This window comes from Salmonella sp. 3C, from assembly GCF_025426275.1.
Lineage (GTDB): Bacteria > Pseudomonadota > Gammaproteobacteria > Enterobacterales > Enterobacteriaceae > Salmonella > Salmonella enterica.
The window spans coordinates 4,178,020-4,196,777 of record NZ_CP104858.1 but is presented as its reverse complement, the minus strand read 5'-3'; the positions used below and the strand labels follow the sequence as shown (position 1 = coordinate 4,196,777).

Genomic DNA, 18,758 nt, shown 5'->3' with positions numbered 1-18,758 from the left:
ATGTTGGTCAATCTGTGTGATTACAAACAGAGCGTCACGCTCATTGCAAACAGTGGCGTCCAGTTTCTTGATTTTGGCTTAACGCCGCAAGAGTCGGCCCACTACGGACGTTTTGTGCGCAAAACGGCAAACGGCCCGCTACTGCGCCTCGATTTTGATCTGACCAGCGGGCGCTACACGTTGCCTGGACGTGCTGGCGGCCAACCCGAAGTCGTGAAACCGGAAAGCACTCAGACGCTGCACTATTCTCTGGATGTACTCGACGGGATCTGGCTCCCCCTGCCGTTCCTGCGTTTTAATCCGCCGCGTACCTTTATTGACGGGCCGGATAACTGGGCGCGCATTCAGGTACGTAAACTCAGCGAGCCAGATAGCGCCGGAAACACACACCGCATCACCCTCGCCTTCGACAGTCAGCTGGCAAAAAATATGCCTGCGGCGTTGGCGCCTTGCGAAAACGATCTGCTCAATGGCACACGTTTTGCGCTCGCCTGGCGCGATGAAGAAGTTGCCGATTTTCTTGACCAGACATGGATTGACGGCTGGCTGCGCGAGTCGTTTCTTCAGTATGCCTCACAGGTAGAAAACCGTCCGGAACAGGCCATTCAACAAGCGCTGCGTAGCTTTGAGTATCAGGCGCACTGGTTGAATTTACTGACGCTGTTAGGCGAACAGCTTACGGTGCCGGAAGTAAAGTTTGTGACACATACGTTAAGCACGCCCGCAATCCCGGTCGATCTGATTCTGGATGTCGGCAATACGCATACCTGCGGCGTCTTGATCGAGGATCATGGCGACGCGAATGACGGCTTACGCCAGACGGCAGAGCTTCAGGTGCGTTCTTTAAGCGAGCCGCAGTATCTGAACGATCCTTTATTTACCAGCCGGGTAGAATTCTCGGAAGCACGCTTTGGCAAGCAACACTTTTCTGTCGAAAGCGGACGAGACGACGCCTTTGTCTGGCCTTCCATTGTGCGTGTGGGCGACGAGGCTCGCGCCCTTGCTATGCAGCGTGTGGGCACCGAAGGCAGCAGCGGCATCTCCAGCCCGCGCCGCTACCTGTGGGATGAAACCCCCGCCTTGCAGGACTGGCGTTTTAGCCAGATCCACGGTAAAACGCAGCGCGAACCGCTTGCCACCGCGTTTCCGCTGATGAATCTGATGAACGACGACGGACAGCCGTTATTCCGCCTGCCGCATGAAGAAAGGCTACCGGTTTTTTCGCCGCAATACAGCCGTAGCACCTTGATGACGCATATGTTGTGCGAAATTCTGGCTCAGGCGCTGGGGCAAATTAACAGCGTCGCCACCCGGCTGCGGCTCGGCTTTCCCGCCTCGCCGCGCCAGCTACGCACCCTGATTTTAACGCTGCCTTCCGCCATGCCGAAACAGGAGCGAGAAATTTTCCGCCAGCGAATGTTTGAAGCGCTGGCGCTGGTCTGGAAAGCCATGGGCTGGCATCCGCAGGATGAGGATTTCACCACGCCTAAGCAGCGTGAAAAAAGCGTGGTGCCGGTACCAGAAATACAGATGGAATGGGACGAAGCAAGTTGCGGCCAACTGGTATGGCTTTATAACGAAGCCATTTCGCATTACGCCGGGCGTACCGAATCCTTTTTTAATGCACTCGCCAGACCGGATCGCCAGCCTGAACCCGGCGTCGTCCCCGGGCGCGCGTTGCGCGTGGCATCGATTGATATCGGCGGCGGCACGACGGATATGGCGATCGTTCACTATCAGTTAGATGACGGCGTGGGGGCCAATGTAAAAATTACGCCTCATCTCCTGTTTCGCGAAGGTTTTAAAGTCGCCGGGGACGATCTGCTATTGGATATCATTCAGCGCTGCGTACTCCCTTCCCTGCAAACGGCGTTGCAACGGGCAGGCGTTACGGATGCCGCCGCCCTGCTGGCGACCTTATTTGGCGATTCGGGACGAATTGATACTCAGGCCATTTTGCGCCAGCAAACGGCGCTGCAATTATTTATGCCGCTGGGCCATGCGGTACTTTCCGCCTGGGAGCAAAGCGACATTAACGATCCGTTTGCCGGTTTACATGCGACATTTGGCGATCTGCTGATCCGCCGCCCAACGAGCAACGTGATGAACTATATCCAGCAGGCGATCGATCATGCCTTACCGTCTGGTTCGCCGACATTTGATATATTCAATGTGCCGTTGCAAATCCAGTTTAGCCAGCTTCAGGAGGCTCTGCTGGCCGGTCAGTTTACGCTGACAACGCCGCTTCATGCGGTCTGCGAAGCGATATCCCACTATCACTGCGATATCTTGCTGGTGACGGGGAGACCGACCTGTTTACCCGGCGTACAGGCGCTCATCCGGCACTTACAACCGGTGCCGGTTAATCGCATTGTGTGGATGGATAAGTATCAGGTACATGAATGGTATCCCTTCAGTCAACAAGGGCGTATCGGCAATCCAAAATCCACTGCCGCGGTGGGCGCGATGTTATGCAGCCTGGCGCTGGACTTACGTCTGCCGCGTTTCAATTTTAAAGCGGCTGATATCGGCGCGTATTCGACTGTGCGTTATCTCGGCGTACTGGATAATACCGTTAATACGCTTCGCGATGAAAACATCTGGTATCACGAGATCGATTTGGATAAACCCGGCGCAACGCTGGACGCACGCCTGCATTTTCCGCTACGCGGCAACGTGACGTTGGGCTTTCGTCAACTGGCGAATAGTCGCTGGCCGGCAACCCCACTCTATTGCCTGAGCATTAATTCCGCCGAACTGGCGAAAACCATCGCTGGCGACGGCGTACTGAATGTGCGACTGAAATTACGCGGCAGTAGCAAAGATAGCGCCCCGGAATCGTTCATATTAAGTGATGCCTGGCTCCAGGACGGGACGCCGGTCGCCGCCGATGCGCTGACATTTAAATTGAATACGCTGGCTGACCGTCGCCACAGCGGCAGCCACTACTGGATAGATAGCGGGAGTGTATACCTGAAATGACAAAACCGTTAAACGCCACCCAGGCTGTTATCGAGTGGGTTAACAACACGCGCCGTTACGCAACGCGGCTGGATGATGAAGCCGACGCTCTGCTGGCGCAACTTACGCTTGCCGCAGCGGATGAGTCAGCGCTCAACGCCGCCTGCGCATCACATGGCTGCGTCGGTCTGTACGGGTATGCGCAATCCGCAAAAGCGCATCTGTTAACGACGCTATGCGGTAACGAGAATGGCAAGCTGGAAATTATCACGCCGGACCGTGACTATGATTATTTCAGCCACATCAATCCGGGTCATGCGCCAGCGAATATGGCTATTCGCTTTACGCGCGACATTTTTTCAAACGAGAGCGGCTGGCCGTTGCGCCTGCGCTTGATCAGTGAAGCCGAACTGGTGCAGATCTTTATTGCCTGGACCAGCGCGTCCCCCGTTTGTCGCCAGGTCGAAAAATCCATTATCACATCACGCCTGGAGAAATGGCAATCGCTTCGCCAACCGCAGCCCGTCCCCGGCGTTACCGCTGAAGAGGTAGCGACCATCGCGAGTTTCTGGCGCTCTTGTCTTCCGTCCGCCAGACAACATATTGATGATGCGACATGGCAACACTTTGCCTCGCTCTTGCCTGCGCTGGATCTCACGACACGGGCGCACGCCTGGGCATTACTGTGGGGAGAGCAACCGGAGATCACCCAGCAATGGCTGGCGCTGGCGCATATGTTGCAACAAACCGGCCATGCCGGGGAACTGGCGGCGCCGCTCAGCCTGCTGGTCGATCATTTTGGCTTACCGGCGGAAAACTTCCTGACGCAAATGGCGCTAACCGCCAGCGATACGCAAAGCGATGTGGTGGTGCATCCGGTTAAGGAAGGCCGACTGCTCAATGCGGTCAGCCTTTCGCTTGATTCTCTGGCGCTGCTTACCCGTGAACTGGTGCTAAGCGTTGAAAACAGCGTACTGGATAACGTTGATTTACTGGATATTCCGGTCGCGCCAGATAGTCATCCTCATCCGTTATGGCGGGCGAAATTAGGCTGGATGCTGGCCCATTACCGCCAACAGGTACAGCCCGATGTTCTGGTGATTTGCAATGCTCTGGCATCTCGCTCGCAAACGTCCACTGCCGCCCGTCACTTACTGGAGTGGGTTAACGCCACGCAGCCGCAGCATGAATCAGCGTTACCCGGCGTCGTCTGGGCTATTACTCCACAGGATGCCCGTTTTGCCACCCAGCAAAATCTGGATGAGGCCGTCCAGCAGTTGATGGGTAAACCTGGCGTGCATTGGGGAACGTTGCAGGCGCTGGATAAACACAGTATGCAGCGTTTGGTGGAGTGGTTATCGCAGGCGACATCGGCACCACAGCGACAGGCGCGCTTACAGGCGTTACGCGAACAACTACGAGGCCGCGTGCGCGATCTGTTACCGATGTTTGATGACGCGCGGCTACCGGTTGAAACCGTGATCCGGCGTCTTCAGGCCCAGGCCGCCAGACATGGCGACCTGCTGGCCGGGCTGTTACCGCCGGTACAGAACTTCGAAGCGTTGCTGCGCACCCGACAGTCGCGAGAAGAACAGGTCAGCGGTTTATTTAATGACGCGATCGATCTCTTTGCCGACGAACCAACGCACGCTTCAGCGTCAGAAGGTCATGAAACAGGCTACCAGGCGCATAAAATGTGGATCAACCATCTGCGCCAGTGGGCCCACTGCCGGGATAATGCGCAGCGTCTGGGGCTGGAACCGCAGATGCTCAACGCCGTGGCGGAGATTTTAATTACCGCCAGCTATCGCCTCGGTTTACCTCAGCAGTTACAGAAAACCATGCAGCGCGAGGAGGTTAGCGGCGCGCAGCTTCATGCCATCATTGGTAACTTCATCGCCTGGCTCGGCTACGCCAATATCGAGGAGGCCCAACGCCCGGCCAGCCGCGTTCAGAAAGGCGCAGCCATTTTCGCCGCAACGCCGCGTTCGACAATGTTGCGTCTAACAAAGCTTGACGAACAGCCCGTTCACGCCGCCAGCCGCTATGTCTATGACTGGCTTGTTGCGCTGTATACCCTGGCCAATGAGAACGCAGGATATCGGCATCCGCAGGACGTTACCGACGTAGACAGAGCGCAATTAATTGCCCTGATAGCCTGACCTGGCGGAAAAACCATGCCCGGTAACCTGTATCGGGCTTGAGGTCAGAAAAGCGAAAACAGCAATGCGACGGGGAAACTTATCGGCCATGTCGCGCCAACCAAAAAAGCGCTCAGGAAACGAATTCGTTTTTTGTCATGAGTCAAAAACCAGGTGATCAGGGATGATATCACCGCCATGACGGCGTAAAAAATTAATATCTTTTGAAAGAGGGTCATATCAGGCATCCGCGCCAACCAGAGGAAAAAACGCGCGCAATATGCTCTTTTTATTTGACACACATCAAGGTTTATCAGCCTTAACAGCAAAACGTTCTCAATGCACGGCTCCGCTCACAGAATATCCTGTTTACGTATTATTGCGGATCTCGCCAACCCGTACTATACCCATAGGGGTTATGATGAAAGGTGGCGAAAATGAATGTTTCCAGTAAAACCGTCGTGCTGATTAATGTCTTTGCTGCTGCAGGACTTTTGGGTCTGATCTCGTTGAGATTCGGCTGGTTTGCTTGAGGTGTTCAACCTTTGAGTACTTGCTGCGCATGTTGGCGGGGAGGTCCCCCTCTCCGCCGACACCCGCCTATTTTTTCATGATTTTTCTGAACAGTAAATGATCCTTAATGCTTAACCATGATGTGACGGACAAGTGTGTAGTCTTCCAGACCATACAATGACATATCTTTGCCGTATCCCGACTGTTTTTGCCCTCCATGCGGCATCTCGCTAACCAACATGAAATGGGTATTAATCCAGGTACAGCCATACTGCAATCTGGCGCTAAGCCGGTGCGCCCGCCCAACGTCCTGAGTCCAGACGGAGGATGCCAGACCATAGCGAGAATCGTTGGCCCACCTCAGAACCTGATCTTCATCATCAAAGACGGTTATACTGACCACCGGGCCGAAGACCTCGCGTTGCACGATGGCATCTTCCTGTTTTGCGTCTGCCAGCAACGTCGGAGCGAAATAGTAACCTTTACCTTCCGTTTGACTTCCGCCAGTAATCACTCGGATATGGCTGAGGGCCTTCGCCTCCTCTACTGCCGCTGTGACGCGCTTCAGGTGCGCCAGCGAACTTAACGGCCCCAGCTCTGTCGACTCATCCTCCGGCGCGCCCATTTTCAGGCTGCTCACCGCGTTCCCTAGCTTTTCGACCAGTGCATCATAGATACCGCGCTGCGCGTATATACGACACGCCGCAGTACAATCCTGTCCGGCATTATAGAAACCAAAAGTCCGGACGCCCTGCGCCACCGCATCCAGATCGGCGTCATCAAAAACAATCACCGGGGCTTTACCACCGAGTTCCATATGCGTACGTTTTATCGCTGGCGCAGTATGGCGCAGAATATGCTCCCCGGTCGCGATAGAACCGGTTAAAGAGACCATGCGTACTTTTTCATGGCCGGTCAATACATCGCCAACAGTTTGCCCTCGTCCGAACAGGACATTGAGCACCCCAGGCGGAAAGATATCCTTCGCCAGCGCGGCAAGTTTAAGCGCCGTCAGCGGCGTGATTTCAGAAGGCTTAATCACCACGCAGTTACCTGCCGCCAGCGCTGGCGCCAGCTTCCAGGCCGCCATCATGAGCGGATAATTCCACGGCGCGATAGAGGCAACCACGCCAATCGGATCCCGGCGGATCATCGACGTATGTCCTTCCAGATATTCGCCCGTCGCCAGCCCACTCAAACAACGGGCCGCGCCGGCCAAAAAGCGAAAGACATCCACGATTGCCGGAATTTCATCATTAATTACGCAGTGCAAAGGCTTACCGCAGTTTTGCGATTCAAGCCGGGCGAACTCAAGGGCGTTTTGCTCGATGCTGTCCGCCAGTTTTAACAGACATTCCGCCCGTGCTTTGGGTGTGGTCTGCCCCCATTCGGCAAACGCGCTATCGGCGGCCAGCACTGCGGCGTCAACCTGCGCGGGCGACGCTTCCGCAATCTCAAGTATGACCTCGCCTGTCGCCGGGTTATAAACAGACTGCCTTTCTCCCTCGCCGTCCACCAGCACGCCATTAATCAGTAATTGATATTGCATAGCATTTTCCCATATCGTCATTAATCGATTTCCGGCGAACGAGCCGCCGCTTTCCTAAAAATAGACGGCGCGCCAGATGCTCACCCGGCACACTCGGGAAATTTAGTCAGGTTGTGAGCTGACACGCATTCCACCTCACACAAGGCTTTTAGCGCGCAGCATCTCGCGAATCAGGCTGCCAAGCTGTTTTACAGCCTGTTCTTCCCGTTCTCCCCAATGCCATGCAGTGTTAAAACGAAAGAAACGCGTCCAGGCGCCGGACGTTGAAAACATTTTCCCCGGCGCGATACTGATAAGGTGTTCAAGCGCTTTGGCGCTAAGTTCACCGGCATCAAGCTGCTCAGGTAGCTCCAGCCAAAGAAAATAACCGCTATCGTTATGGTGAATTTTTACTTCCGCCGGGAGATGGCGCAAAAGGGTTTGCCAGGCTTGCTGTTTACGTTCGGCAAGCTGCCTTCGCAATCGGCGCAGATGCGCGTCATATCGACGTGTCGAGAGATAATCCACTAACGCCAATTGCATGGGGGAACTGGTGGATAATGTGCTCATTAACTGCAAACGCTGAATTTGTCTGGCATGGCTTCCTCCCGCAACCCAGCCAATGCGAAAACCGGGAACCAGACATTTGGAAAAAGATGAACAATGCAACACGGTATCGTCGCGATCCCATGCTTTGGCAGGCAGAGGTTTCTCGCGGCCAAAGTAGAGTTCGCTATAAACATCGTCTTCAATTAGCGTCACGTTATGGTGCGTGAGTAACGCGACCAGCCGCGCTTTTTTCTCAGCACTCAGCGTGAACCCTAACGGATTCTGGCTGTTGGTCATTAACCAGCACGCTTTCACCGGATATTCCTGTAACGCCTGTTCCAGCGCCATAAGATCGATACCTTCTTTAACATCGGTAGGTATCGACAACGCTTTCAGGCGCAATCGCTCCAGGGCCTGTAGCGCACCGTAGAAACAGGGGTTCTCCACCACCACCCAGTCTCCCGGCGCCGTCACCGCCTGTAAACTAAGATTCAACGCTTCCAGCGCGCCGGCGGTAATGACAATCTCGTCAGGAGAAACGGTAATCCCCTGCTGCGCGTAACGGCGTGCTATCGCATAGCGCAATTCTGCATTACCTGGCGGCAAGTTTTCGATGACGCTCATTGCCGTCGCGGTTTTACTGACCTGCGCCAGAGAGCGGTTCAATTGCGGCAAGGGAAACAGACGCGGATCGGGAAACGCTGAGGCAAAGGGCACCACAGAGGTATCACGGCTCGCCTGCAGCATCTCAAAAATATAGGTATTGATATCTACGGCTTCATCCCGAATAACGTGCGCTGCCGTCGCGACTGACCGACAAACCGGATGCGGCGCGACATAATAACCAGATTGCGGACGGGCGATAATCCGTCCCTGACTTTCCAGCAACTGGTACGCATGACCGACAGTCATAAAACTCATGCCGCTACTGGCGACCTGCTCCCTCAGCGAGGGTAATCGATCGCCGGGTTGCCAAACGCCAGAGGCGATTTGTTCTCTAATTTGCTCCGCCAGACGTTGATATTTTTTCATTATTCGATCTCATTGAGCGCTGCTTGCAGGTGGCAACCGCAGTGTATATCAGTTTTTAAAATTAACAATGATTTGCTAACTGTTATGGTGCTTTCCAACAGGCGTAATGATTAGATTTCGCAACAAAACGCCGTTTCAGGGTCTCTGCTTAACGGGAAAGTCAAACCAAGTGTTCGGGTATGGTTCATGAGTAAGAGAGAAGTGCCACCATTCAGTATCCAGTGGCGTAAAACCCGCATCACGCATCAATGTTTGTAATAACAACCTATTTGCGCGTTGCTGAGCGGTAAGTATGACATTATCGGGATGGGATAACGGACTAAAACAGTCAAAGCCGGTACCAAAATCCAGACTATTATCTGGCGAGCGTTGCGCCGCGGACGCAGTACAATTCACCAGTGGTCGTCCGGGATCGTATATTGGTATTTTACTGTCAAGTGGAACAATCGTTAGATCAAGCGTACTTCCCCGACTGTGGCCGGATCTGGCGGCAACATAACCTTCCTCAAACAGACGATTTTTCTCTACCTGCGGATAAAATTCGTTTTTCATTTGGTTTTGAGAAGGATCTTTGGCCCACGCGATAAAGTCGTTCACTGCGCTTTGCGGACGGTAGCAATCATATATTTTTAAGGTAAGTCCGAAGGGGCGTAAACGATCGGCGACCTGCTTCACTGCGTTCGCGGCTGGTCGTGTTAACAGGCAAACAGGCGCGTTATAGCCTTTAATGGGGCGACCAATAAAGTTATGGGAACTGAAGTATCGCATGTCTACCTGTACGTCGGGGGCGACCGTAGTAATATCGACAAAGTCTTTTGGCTGGTGGAGATCAATATGGTTTTCAGCTGACATTGCCTGAACGGACAACAGGCTGAACAGGAGGAAAGAAGATACGCATTTTACCATATGTTACACCTCGCGAGAGTCACAGGGGTGATTATGTATTTGAGCAGGTAAAGATTAGCGGACACCGCTTAAACAGATGGTTAAAATAAACATCATTCCCCCTGTAATCTGTGCCTTATCACAAACGGAGAGGTTATATTTTGCTTATATGACCATTACGCCGCCTGTTCTATACCCAAAATAATTCGAGTTGCTTAAAGGCGGCAAGGGAGCGAGTCTCAGGAGCACAGATAACGATGTGTTTTCACAAAGGCGAGTCTACCTGACCAGAAAGGTCATTTGATAATCAGTAGTACAGTTGTTGTCGCCTTCCATAACTAAATAACATTGTTTCGCCAAAGATAAGACCACTATATAGTCAGGAAGGCAATTAGTGAGGAACACGTCGATTGTCGGCGATAATGCACTGAAATTACGATTCACTGCAGTTGTGCAAACACATAGAATCCCCCTCGAACCGAGATAATTCGGTCTGCTGGTCATAGCCATTATTCAGTAAGACCGCAGGTTGCAGCGGCGGATCACGGGCGTGAAGAAAAATCCTGTGCCCCAAATTTTTTGGACAAGCGCTGAACCTGCCGTATACTTTTACTTAACGTACACTCCGCCATAAAAATAAACCCTGCGATGATACCGTAATGCCACAGGCATAACTTAAGGATATGCCATAAATCAAGCGAAGCATGATTTAACTTCTCAGTAATTGCGATAGTCTGTACAAATATTATGGGATGAAATAATAAGACGCCTAACAAAAATATCCCTGCCACGATCATGGCAAGTAACTGGAAAAAAGCCCATCCGATAACGAAACGGTAAAGTAACAGCAATAATAGCCGTCCACATTTTCTTAGCCATTCTGACTGCAAAATGCCCCAGGATGCTGTCTTTTCGTGAATTTCACCATCTGATTTCTTCATTTTGAGCCTCCTCGCAGGTTTTTATAATTTTATCACCTAACTGGAAATAAACCCGTCAGCTAATCGTTACAACAAATATAATTAAGACAAAAACTAAAGAGTAAAGGCATTTATATCATAAGTACTATCAGCATAGGCCTCCTGCCCTGCCGCTAAATATCTCATTGTTGTTAGCCTAATAATACTTTCAGTTTAACTTCTTATAAGACAATTTGTACACGGTTGAGCAACAATTTACTTTCTCTAAAAATAATATAGCGTGTAATTAAACATTACTCATGGTATATGATGATGTGAGAATTAAGAAAACCATTTTACTTTCATTCGTTTTACCTGACATACTTCATGGCCAGGAGGCGTGGACTGACTAAAGCCACGGGTCGATTTTAACAATAATGTTGACGGTTCAGGACAAAGCAAAAATCAGGTGTTTCACCGATAGGCAAACCGATGGGCAACATGGGATAATATTTCGAATACCACCTATTCCAGTAATGAAGTATCATATAATCACTTGTGGTCTACATTATGCCAATTACTCTCGGGAGAGGGTTTCTAAAAAGTGAGATGTTTTCCCAAAGTGCCATCTCTCAACGCTCCTTCTTTACGTTACTATGGGAAAAGATTAAAGATTTTTTTTGTGACACGCAAAGATCCACTGCCGATCAATATATAAAGGAATTGTGTGATGTTGCCTCTCCGCCTGACGCGCAACGTTTATTTGATTTATTTTGCGCGTTATATGAATTATCATCACCATCATGCAGAGGAAATTTCCATTTTCAGCACTATAAAGATGCTGAGTGTCAGTATACAAATCTCTGTATTAAAGATGGCGAAGATATTCCGTTATGCATTATGATACGTCAGGATCACTACTATTATGAGATAATGAATAGAACAGTGCTCTGTGTTGATACTCAGTCTGCCCACCTGAAAAGATATTCTGATATTAATATAAAAGCTAGCACTTATGTTTGTGAACCGCTATGTTGCTTGTTCCCTGAGCGGTTACAACTCTCGCTATCCGGCGGTATAACATTTTCCGTTGACCTAAAAAATATAGAAGAGACGCTTATCGCCATGGCAGAAAAGGGGAATTTATGTGACTGGAAGGAACAGGAAAGAAAAGCCGCCATCTCCTCCAGGATTAATCTGGGCATCGCCCAGGCAGGTGTAACAGCTATTGACGACGCTATCAAAAACAAAATAGCCGCAAAGGTTATTGAGAATACTAACTTAAAGAATGCAGCGTTTGAACCAAATTATGCACAAAGCTCAGTTACTCAAATTGTTTATTCATGTTTGTTTAAGAATGAGATACTAATGAATATGCTGGAAGAAAGTTCCTCTCATGGCCTGCTATGTTTAAACGAGCTTACTGAATATGTAGCGCTACAAGTTCATAACAGCCTTTTTTCTGAAGATTTATCTTCACTCGTTGAAACAACAAAAAATGAGGCTCATCACCAGAGTTGATCACACCATAAATAGTATGGATTTACAATCCCCTAGCAATACCAAAACCCTCTAATACAATAACTTTAAATATATACTCCCAGGGAATAATGGATTTACTATGGAACGAATTGGCTCGTTATTTTTATAATTGACATACTGAGTATAAGTATATTTTCTCATACAACTTATCGCACTTATTGACAAACCGTTTTCGCTAATTTGAAGTGTGGAATAATAACTCAAAGAAATTATTGGCATCATAGCCTCACGACGTAACTGGAAGGTGGCATGATGCTTACAAAAACGTTATCAGTAGTTTTACTGACCTGTGCGCTGTTTTCAGGCCAGTTACTGGCGAAACAGCAAGACCACGCATTCGTATGGTTTGCGACGGGAGGGCACCAGCTTAGACACGAAGCCGACAGCGATGAATTACGGGCGGCAGCGGAAGAATCCGCGGAAGGCTTGCGCGAGCACCACAACTGGCAGAAATCGCGCAAACCAGAAAGCTATTTTCGTTAATTAAACGCCCCTGCGCTTCGGCAGCGTTTTCATCAGCGCTTCAGGGCTCACTGAAGCGACAACGCTGCCGGGCTGGGGCATTTTTAAGATGTGGTTTTTAATTTTGCCAATGACATGCATTTCGCAAGGGCGGCAGTCGAATTTTAGCGTCAGTACCTCATCGCCATGCACCAACTGCATCGGCGTGGCTTTCCAGCTCTTAATATTTCCTTTCGCCTGCTTTGGACAAAGGTTGAACGCAAAACGCAGGCAGTGTTTGGTGATCATGACCGGTACCTCGCCCTTCTCCTGATGCGCCTCATAGGCCGCATCAATCAATTGTACGCCGTAACGGTGATAAAATTCCCGCGCTTTGTGGTTGTAGACATTAGCGAGAAAGCTGAGATGCGTTTGCGGGTAGACCGGCGCAGGCTGCGCCACGGGTTTCCGACGACCTCGTTGATAATGGGCCAGCCGCGCCGCGTCAAGCATATCAATCGCCTCCCGACGGAACTGATTGAGCAGGCTATTTGGCACGAACAACGCCGCCGGTAATGTCACCTGCATATCACGCACGTAGTAAGGCGTCTGTCCCAGCTTCGCCAGTCCGGCTTTTAGGTTATTCAACGCTTTTTCAGAGTTGTTGGCTTCCTCAAATACCCCGTCAAGCGTATGCGTGATGCAGACACCGTCTTCACTGGTCAGCGTCAGAATAAGCTGTTCCTGCCAGCCGCCCAGCATGATATCAACCGCCACACGGCGCTCACTGGAGGTTTTTGTCAGCGCTTGCTGCCAGTTATGATCCAGATTACGATTCAACGGATGATGCGGACGGACTTTATGCAGGTCGGCAGGCATATCATTTGGCCAAACGCGGTAGCGGTTATGACCGGTTTTCTCCACCGTATTGGCGCGAAAACCTACCACTTCACGCTTAATCAACACGTTCAGACCATCGCCATTCGCCAACGGCTCCGTCGCTTCTACATCGAGATAATCCTTCGCCACATTCAGCACTTCGCCTACCGGCAAGCCAATAAATTTTGGTGAATCAAATGCGCCAATATCACCTTTACGCGCGTTAACAAAATAGTCGGTGCTGCCGCGATGGAAGGTTTTTTCCGTGGAGGGAACAAAAAAATGCTCGGTCCGACCAACCGATGCACGCGCCAGATCGCCACGTTGCTCGATAATCGCGTCCAGCATCTGACGATAATGCGCGGTGATGTTTTTGACATAGCTCATGTCTTTATAGCGCCCTTCAATCTTGAAGGAACGTACGCCTGCATCGATCAACGCGCCGAGGTTAGCCGTTTGGTCGTTATCTTTCATCGATAGCAAATGTTTTTCGTAAGAGACCACCCGCCCCTGATCGTCTTTTAACGTATACGGTAAGCGACAGGCTTGCGAACAGTCGCCCCGATTGGCGCTGCGCCCGGTTTGTGCATGAGAGATATAACACTGCCCAGAATAAGCGACACACAGCGCGCCATGAATGAAGAACTCAATCGTGGCGTCAGTAGCCTGATGAATAGCCGCTATCTGACTCAAATTAAGCTCGCGCGCCAGTACAATCTGTGAAAAACCGACATCGGCAAGAAACTTCGCTTTTTCCACGCTGCGAATATCACACTGTGTACTGGCGTGAAGCTCAATCGGCGGGATATCCAGTTCCAGAATGCCCATATCCTGCACAATCAGCGCATCCACCCCGGTGTTGTACAAATCGGTGATTAACCGCTGCGCGGGCTCCAGCTCATCATCATGCAGAATAGTATTCAGCGTGACAAAAATCCTGGCGCCGTAACGGTGAGCAAACGGAACCAGATCGGCGATATCGCGCAGACTGTTACTGGCGTTATGACGTGCGCCAAAACCGGGTCCGCCGATGTAGACAGCATCTGCGCCATGCAAAATCGCTTCGCGAGCAATTGCGGCGTCACGGGCCGGACTTAACAATTCGAGATAGTGAGGTTGCTGGCGCATACAGTCGTTCTTATCCAATAGAAGCGAAATGGCGGCTATTGTAGTCAGAAGCGCAAACTAACGAAATAGTTTTCCCGCTTAATCACGTGGGTAATGGATCAGCGAGTGAAAATGAACCGTCTGGTCACTGCTGTTGCGATAGGTATGCGCCGTATCGCCGGCAAAACGCAATCCTTTACCGGCGTCTATGGTTTGCCATACCCCACCAGTACACATGTCCAGCCGACCCTGAATCACCACCACATGTTCGATAACGCCGGCTTTATGCGGCGTTGATTCGCTGACCGTGCCAGGCGCCAGCAATAGAGAAAAATAGTCAAAACAGAGTTCAGGGTCCCACGGAAACAGCGGTGTGATTACCATCGCTTGCTGCTGGGGATCGAAGGTTGGCGGAAATTCGGCCTGCGGCGGCGAAATAAACATTGAGAATGGAACGTTCAGGCCCGTCGCAATTTTCCACAGCGTTGCGACTGTCGGGCTGGATTCATTACGCTCTATCTGCCCCAACATGGCTTTTGAGACGCCGGAGATCTCCGCCAGACGCGATAAACTCCAGCCTCGCTGATGGCGTAACATTCTTAACGTGGTCGCCAGATAGTGTGTCAGGTTATCCATTTTCCCCCCCTGTAAGACCATAGCGTATCACTTGTACGCTATAACGCACAATGCTACATTGACTGACCGTTATAACGCACAAGAGGCGATCATGCGTCTGTTATCACTGCCGTTACCTACTGTATTATCTGGTCTGGAGCCATGGGTATAAGCACACTAACGTTAACTTTGTGGTATCGTGCGCCGGTTTTAACCGCCTGGTCAACGCCTGACGCCGCTCTGTTGGTAACAGGGCTTCAGGGATTATCGTTGCCAGACGCCGTGGGCATATTCATTGTCGCCAATGCCCTGATTGTGCTGTGCGGCGTCACGGGATTGTTTGCGCGTTTGATGCGGATAATCCCCCATTCTCTTGCCGCCGCAATGCTGGCGGGAATACTGCTACGCTTCGGCCTGCAGGCGTTCGGGACGCTCAACGGAGAGTTTGTCATGTGCGGCGGTATGCTATTGGCGTGGCTACTCTTTAAAGTATTCGCGCCCCGCTATGCCGTTATTGCTGCCATGGTGATGGGAATAACGGTGGCGCTCATCCAGGGTAAGGTGGCGATGAGCGGTATTCATTTCGCGCCGGTGTGGCCCACCTTCGTTCCCCCCCACTTTTCATTCGCTCAAAGCCTGAGCGTCGCGGTACCGCTCTTCCTGGTGACGATGGCATCGCAAAACGCCCCCGGCGTCGCCACAATGAAGGCGTCTGGCTATCAGCTTCCTGTCTCTCCGTTAATGATTTTTACCGGGTTGCTGGCGCTGCTGCTTTCGCCATTTGGCGTTTATTCTATCTGCATTGCCGCCATTACAGCCGCCATTTGTCAAAGCCCGGACGCACACCCCGATCCAACGCGTCGCTGGTTAGCGGCCGCCGCCGCAGGCGTTTTTTATTTACTTGCCGGGTGGTTTGGCGGTTCGATAACCGCGCTGATGGTCGCCCTGCCGGTTAGCTGGGTGCAAATGCTGGCTGGTCTGGCATTGTTAAGTACGATTAGCGGTAGCCTGTATCAGGCGCTTACTCACGAAAGTGAGCGTGACGCGGCAGTTATCGCATTTCTCGTCACCGCCAGCGGGCTAACGCTGATGGGCATCGGATCGGCATTCTGGGGGTTGATCGCTGGCGGAATAGGCTACGCAGTATTAACGAGAACGCGCCGCCCATCGTTGTCTGGCTGATGGTGGCCGCTAATCTGCCGGGGTTTGCGCCATCTTGCGATGGCGCCGCAGAATTATTTTTTGTTAACGTCAAACATAGAGGTATCCGTCGCCATATCATCCACGACCTGTTTCAACGTCTCAAACGCCATTGGCGTACTGGAATTGCTCAGGTCTTTACCTTCACCCTGACGTACTACCTTGACGACCGGCTTGTTGGTCGCGGCATCTATCAGCTCACCCTCAAAATAGAGGTGGGTATCCATGGTCCGGTGGCCTGTCGCCATTTGCGTGCCCGCCACAATCAGCGCTACAGGGATCACCTCATAGAATTGCAGCCCTTCTTTGCTGGTATCCACGCCCGTAATCGCCCCGCGGAAAATCAAACTGCGCGGCCCTGGCGTCGTGACCAGCGGTTTGCGCTGTTCAATTGCTGATTTTACTTTAGTGTTCGTATAAGCCAGCAGTTTATCAAGAACTTGCTGCCCGACCTGGGTCGTTGGTTTGGGGACGGGATAATATGTTATCGGATTGTAAACAATACTATCATAGTTAGAGTCATTGAAATGTGGATCTACCCAGCGCAACATCGGTTTTCCCGTGGCGGAGGTAGTTTCCTGCAGGTCCGAATAATTTTTTAAGAATCCAGAATACTTATCCGGCTGTGTGACTTTAGACGCACAGCCGGATAACGCCAGCAAGCCAGTAAGCACTGCAACTTTAAATAAAGTATGAGTACGCATGAAACGATCCCTTTAGTCTTCGCAATGATGCAAAGGAAATAATAGCAAAACGAAATCATTCTGGATGCACTAAAAATGGTAACGACAGCACAATTTGAACGCGGCGCCCGACAAAAAAATGCCGAACGCTGCGAGACTTACAGAACTTGCATCGCTCAGGCCGTTTTTCTCGCCAGCATCGTAGCAAAGCGCAGTTTGATACGGTTGCCGTTTTCGTCCGTGCGGTGAAGCTCGCCGACATCTTCGTTGTATTTCAGCATGTCCCATCCTTCGTAATAGCGGCGTAATTCGCCTTCTTTAAAAGCAAACGGGAATCCCACCGTACAGGGAAAGTCCGGCGTATCCATTGCCGCAACAATCAAATTATACCCGCCGGGTTTTGTGCAGCGTTGCATATTGGCAATTAAACCGGGAATGGTTTGCGCCTCAAGAAACATCATAACCACCGTCGAGAGAATAAAATCGTATTCGCCGTCAAAGGTCAATGTATTCAGATCGACAAGGTCGGTTTGCAGATTATCCAGCCCTTCTGCCGCTTTAATACGCTCAAGGTTAGCCATACTGGCCGGATTTTTATCCCACGCGGTAACGTCATAACCGTTCGCGGCCAGATACAGACTATTACGGCCATTGCCACATCCCAAATCCAGCGTTCGGCCTGGCGCGACAACCTTTGCCGCCGCCAGCACATCCGAATGCGTGCGGGTTAAACCGTATTTCTCAGTAAAGTAATTTTCGTCACGAACGGTCATTTTTTTCCTCCGTTTTCAACAGTGCAGCGCGCTCAGTGCGAATAAGCAACGTCCCCTGCACCAGCAATAGAAATGTACGAACCAGCAATAAAGCGATAATAGCGTTAGTGAAAATAAACAGCGGGACGGCCAGAATATGGAAAAGCCCTGATTCACTACCGTGACCAAGATGTAACCCCGTGGTCGCCAGCGCGGAAACGCCGAACGAAAAACTCCAGAAGGAAGCATTAAACGGTTGTGATAAATACCAGGGCATTAATCGCAGCATAAATAAAAGCTGTAACAGACCGTAGCCGAATAGCATTTTCGCCAGCGTGTCGCCCTCCCCGCCATTGACGCTCAGCCAGGCGCTACAGGCGACCAGCGCGGGCGCCAGTTGGATACCCAGCGACGTACGCAGCACCGCCGGTAATTCGCCGCAGCTACGCAGTCGCTGCAAAATAACCGGCTCCAGACTTAACCACGAAAAGACGCCTGCGCCTAAAAACACCAGTCCGGCATCATTGTAACCGAGCGCTCCACAGGCCATAGCGCTGATAAAATTATTCGCTACCGTGGGCAGATAAAGCCCCGGGGTTGTCGCTTCTTCCGGATGCGCTCCGCGCCAAAGTCCCGCCGTCTGCCAGGCAGCATACGCCAGTTGTATGACGACCCCCACGCTGAATAGCGCAACGGCCAACGGGCGATACCAGGGAACGAAACCGATCGCGACCAGCATCGTGGTGGCGGGAAACAGGCTGACAAAACTGCTCATTACCGGATGTCGCACTTCAGCCATCACGCTATGGGGAAAGCGCACCAGACGGCTAAGGAACGCCAGGGTCAAGAGTGCCCAAATAATCATCGCCAGGATCACCATGATGTCGCCGGGCCAGTGGCTTATTGCCCATATCTGACTGGCATAACGCCAGGCGAATCCCATACCGATAGTGCCAAGGACGATGCCAAAATAGCCCGCAGGCAGATTGAGCACGCGATCGCTCTGCTTGTGATTACGCATTTTGTTTAAT

16 protein-coding genes and 1 pseudogene are annotated in these 18,758 nt (G+C 51.4%); 6 read left to right on the top strand and 11 right to left on the bottom strand.

The window, feature by feature from the left end; genetic code table 11:
* The gene (locus tag N7E69_RS20270; RefSeq protein ID WP_001752138.1) at nucleotides 1-2,982 is read left to right on the top strand and encodes a virulence factor SrfB; all 2,982 of its coding nucleotides are present in this window, start codon (nucleotides 1-3) and stop codon (nucleotides 2,980-2,982) included.
* Nucleotides 2,979-5,123, top strand: a complete 2,145-nt coding sequence (gene srfC, locus N7E69_RS20265; protein ID WP_000165629.1) for a virulence-associated effector SrfC — start codon at nucleotides 2,979-2,981, stop codon at nucleotides 5,121-5,123. Before N7E69_RS20270 ends, srfC begins: the two co-directional genes overlap by 4 nt.
* Nucleotides 5,124-5,167: 44 nt before the next feature.
* Here srfC and N7E69_RS20260 read toward each other — a convergent pair whose 3' ends face one another.
* Nucleotides 5,168-5,341, bottom strand: coding sequence for a GhoT/OrtT family toxin (locus tag N7E69_RS20260; protein WP_000171943.1), 174 nt, complete (start codon nucleotides 5,339-5,341; stop codon nucleotides 5,168-5,170).
* 198 nt (nucleotides 5,342-5,539) lie between these two features.
* On the opposite strand from N7E69_RS20260, the gene yncL reads away from it, so the two are divergent.
* Complete coding sequence (gene yncL, locus N7E69_RS20255; RefSeq protein ID WP_001103198.1) at nucleotides 5,540-5,635, top strand: stress response membrane protein YncL; 96 nt, start codon at nucleotides 5,540-5,542, stop codon at nucleotides 5,633-5,635.
* A gap of 104 nt (nucleotides 5,636-5,739) precedes the next feature.
* Here the strand turns inward: yncL and patD are convergent, their stop codons facing one another.
* From patD to N7E69_RS20230, 5 genes are all read right to left on the bottom strand, one after another.
* On the bottom strand, nucleotides 5,740-7,185 hold the full coding sequence (gene patD / locus N7E69_RS20250; RefSeq protein WP_000158100.1) for an aminobutyraldehyde dehydrogenase: 1,446 nt from the start codon (nucleotides 7,183-7,185) through the stop codon (nucleotides 5,740-5,742).
* Between the two features lie 114 nt (nucleotides 7,186-7,299).
* On the bottom strand, nucleotides 7,300-8,724 hold the full coding sequence (ycdR, locus tag N7E69_RS20245; protein ID WP_000760691.1) for a GntR family transcriptional regulator YdcR: 1,425 nt from the start codon (nucleotides 8,722-8,724) through the stop codon (nucleotides 7,300-7,302).
* A gap of 135 nt (nucleotides 8,725-8,859) precedes the next feature.
* Entirely contained in the window at nucleotides 8,860-9,630 is a 771-nt protein-coding gene (locus N7E69_RS20240) for a M15 family metallopeptidase (protein ID WP_000237718.1), read from the bottom strand.
* Nucleotides 9,631-9,888: 258 nt separating this feature from the next.
* Nucleotides 9,889-10,119, bottom strand: coding sequence for a hypothetical protein (locus N7E69_RS20235; protein ID WP_001597849.1), 231 nt, complete (start codon nucleotides 10,117-10,119; stop codon nucleotides 9,889-9,891).
* 32 nt (nucleotides 10,120-10,151) lie between these two features.
* A complete protein-coding gene (locus tag N7E69_RS20230; RefSeq protein ID WP_000747901.1) occupies nucleotides 10,152-10,550 on the bottom strand; it encodes a hypothetical protein in 399 nt (132 codons plus the stop codon).
* Nucleotides 10,551-11,078: 528 nt separating this feature from the next.
* On the opposite strand from N7E69_RS20230, the gene sifB reads away from it, so the two are divergent.
* Nucleotides 11,079-12,029 (top strand): SPI-2 type III secretion system effector SifB, encoded by a 951-nt coding sequence (gene sifB, locus N7E69_RS20225; RefSeq protein WP_001752528.1) that lies wholly within the window; start codon nucleotides 11,079-11,081, stop codon nucleotides 12,027-12,029.
* Nucleotides 12,030-12,302: 273 nt separating this feature from the next.
* Complete coding sequence (locus N7E69_RS20220; protein ID WP_000956438.1) at nucleotides 12,303-12,533, top strand: DUF2554 family protein; 231 nt, start codon at nucleotides 12,303-12,305, stop codon at nucleotides 12,531-12,533.
* Here the strand turns inward: N7E69_RS20220 and N7E69_RS20215 are convergent, their stop codons facing one another.
* Nucleotides 12,534-14,498 (bottom strand): peptidase U32 family protein, encoded by a 1,965-nt coding sequence (locus N7E69_RS20215; protein ID WP_001249756.1) that lies wholly within the window; start codon nucleotides 14,496-14,498, stop codon nucleotides 12,534-12,536.
* A gap of 78 nt (nucleotides 14,499-14,576) precedes the next feature.
* Nucleotides 14,577-15,113 (bottom strand): helix-turn-helix domain-containing protein, encoded by a 537-nt coding sequence (locus N7E69_RS20210; RefSeq protein WP_000369537.1) that lies wholly within the window; start codon nucleotides 15,111-15,113, stop codon nucleotides 14,577-14,579.
* Nucleotides 15,114-15,204: 91 nt separating this feature from the next.
* Between N7E69_RS20210 and N7E69_RS20205 the strand changes: the two are divergent.
* Nucleotides 15,205-16,274: pseudogene (locus N7E69_RS20205) on the top strand (benzoate/H(+) symporter BenE family transporter).
* Between the two features lie 53 nt (nucleotides 16,275-16,327).
* Here the strand turns inward: N7E69_RS20205 and N7E69_RS20200 are convergent.
* From N7E69_RS20200 to tehA, 3 genes are all read right to left on the bottom strand, one after another.
* Nucleotides 16,328-16,996, bottom strand: a complete 669-nt coding sequence (locus N7E69_RS20200) for a DUF3313 domain-containing protein (protein ID WP_001259020.1) — start codon at nucleotides 16,994-16,996, stop codon at nucleotides 16,328-16,330.
* Between the two features lie 155 nt (nucleotides 16,997-17,151).
* A complete protein-coding gene (tehB, locus tag N7E69_RS20195; protein WP_000218280.1) occupies nucleotides 17,152-17,748 on the bottom strand; it encodes a tellurite resistance methyltransferase TehB in 597 nt (198 codons plus the stop codon).
* Nucleotides 17,735-18,748: a dicarboxylate transporter/tellurite-resistance protein TehA gene (tehA, locus tag N7E69_RS20190; RefSeq protein ID WP_001243996.1), complete on the bottom strand. Its 1,014-nt coding sequence runs from the start codon at nucleotides 18,746-18,748 to the stop codon at nucleotides 17,735-17,737. Before tehA ends, tehB begins: the two co-directional genes overlap by 14 nt.
* Nucleotides 18,749-18,758: the final 10 nt, after the last annotated feature.

Excerpts from the sequence above, each read along its gene's own strand:
- N7E69_RS20270 (WP_001752138.1), top strand. The coding sequence starts at position 1 with ATGTTGGTCAATCTGTGTGATTACAAACAGAGCGTCACGCTCATTGCA.
- srfC (WP_000165629.1), top strand. The coding sequence starts at position 2,979 with ATGACAAAACCGTTAAACGCCACCCAGGCTGTTATCGAGTGGGTTAAC.
- N7E69_RS20260 (WP_000171943.1), bottom strand. The coding sequence starts at position 5,341 with ATGACCCTCTTTCAAAAGATATTAATTTTTTACGCCGTCATGGCGGTG.
- yncL (WP_001103198.1), top strand. The coding sequence starts at position 5,540 with ATGAATGTTTCCAGTAAAACCGTCGTGCTGATTAATGTCTTTGCTGCT.
- patD (WP_000158100.1), bottom strand. The coding sequence starts at position 7,185 with ATGACGATATGGGAAAATGCTATGCAATATCAATTACTGATTAATGGC.
- ycdR (WP_000760691.1), bottom strand. The coding sequence starts at position 8,724 with ATGAAAAAATATCAACGTCTGGCGGAGCAAATTAGAGAACAAATCGCC.
- N7E69_RS20240 (WP_000237718.1), bottom strand. The coding sequence starts at position 9,630 with ATGGTAAAATGCGTATCTTCTTTCCTCCTGTTCAGCCTGTTGTCCGTT.
- N7E69_RS20235 (WP_001597849.1), bottom strand. The coding sequence starts at position 10,119 with ATGGCTATGACCAGCAGACCGAATTATCTCGGTTCGAGGGGGATTCTA.
- N7E69_RS20230 (WP_000747901.1), bottom strand. The coding sequence starts at position 10,550 with ATGAAGAAATCAGATGGTGAAATTCACGAAAAGACAGCATCCTGGGGC.
- sifB (WP_001752528.1), top strand. The coding sequence starts at position 11,079 with ATGCCAATTACTCTCGGGAGAGGGTTTCTAAAAAGTGAGATGTTTTCC.
- N7E69_RS20220 (WP_000956438.1), top strand. The coding sequence starts at position 12,303 with ATGCTTACAAAAACGTTATCAGTAGTTTTACTGACCTGTGCGCTGTTT.
- N7E69_RS20215 (WP_001249756.1), bottom strand. The coding sequence starts at position 14,498 with ATGCGCCAGCAACCTCACTATCTCGAATTGTTAAGTCCGGCCCGTGAC.
- N7E69_RS20210 (WP_000369537.1), bottom strand. The coding sequence starts at position 15,113 with ATGGATAACCTGACACACTATCTGGCGACCACGTTAAGAATGTTACGC.
- N7E69_RS20200 (WP_001259020.1), bottom strand. The coding sequence starts at position 16,996 with ATGCGTACTCATACTTTATTTAAAGTTGCAGTGCTTACTGGCTTGCTG.
- tehB (WP_000218280.1), bottom strand. The coding sequence starts at position 17,748 with ATGACCGTTCGTGACGAAAATTACTTTACTGAGAAATACGGTTTAACC.
- tehA (WP_001243996.1), bottom strand. The coding sequence starts at position 18,748 with ATGCGTAATCACAAGCAGAGCGATCGCGTGCTCAATCTGCCTGCGGGC.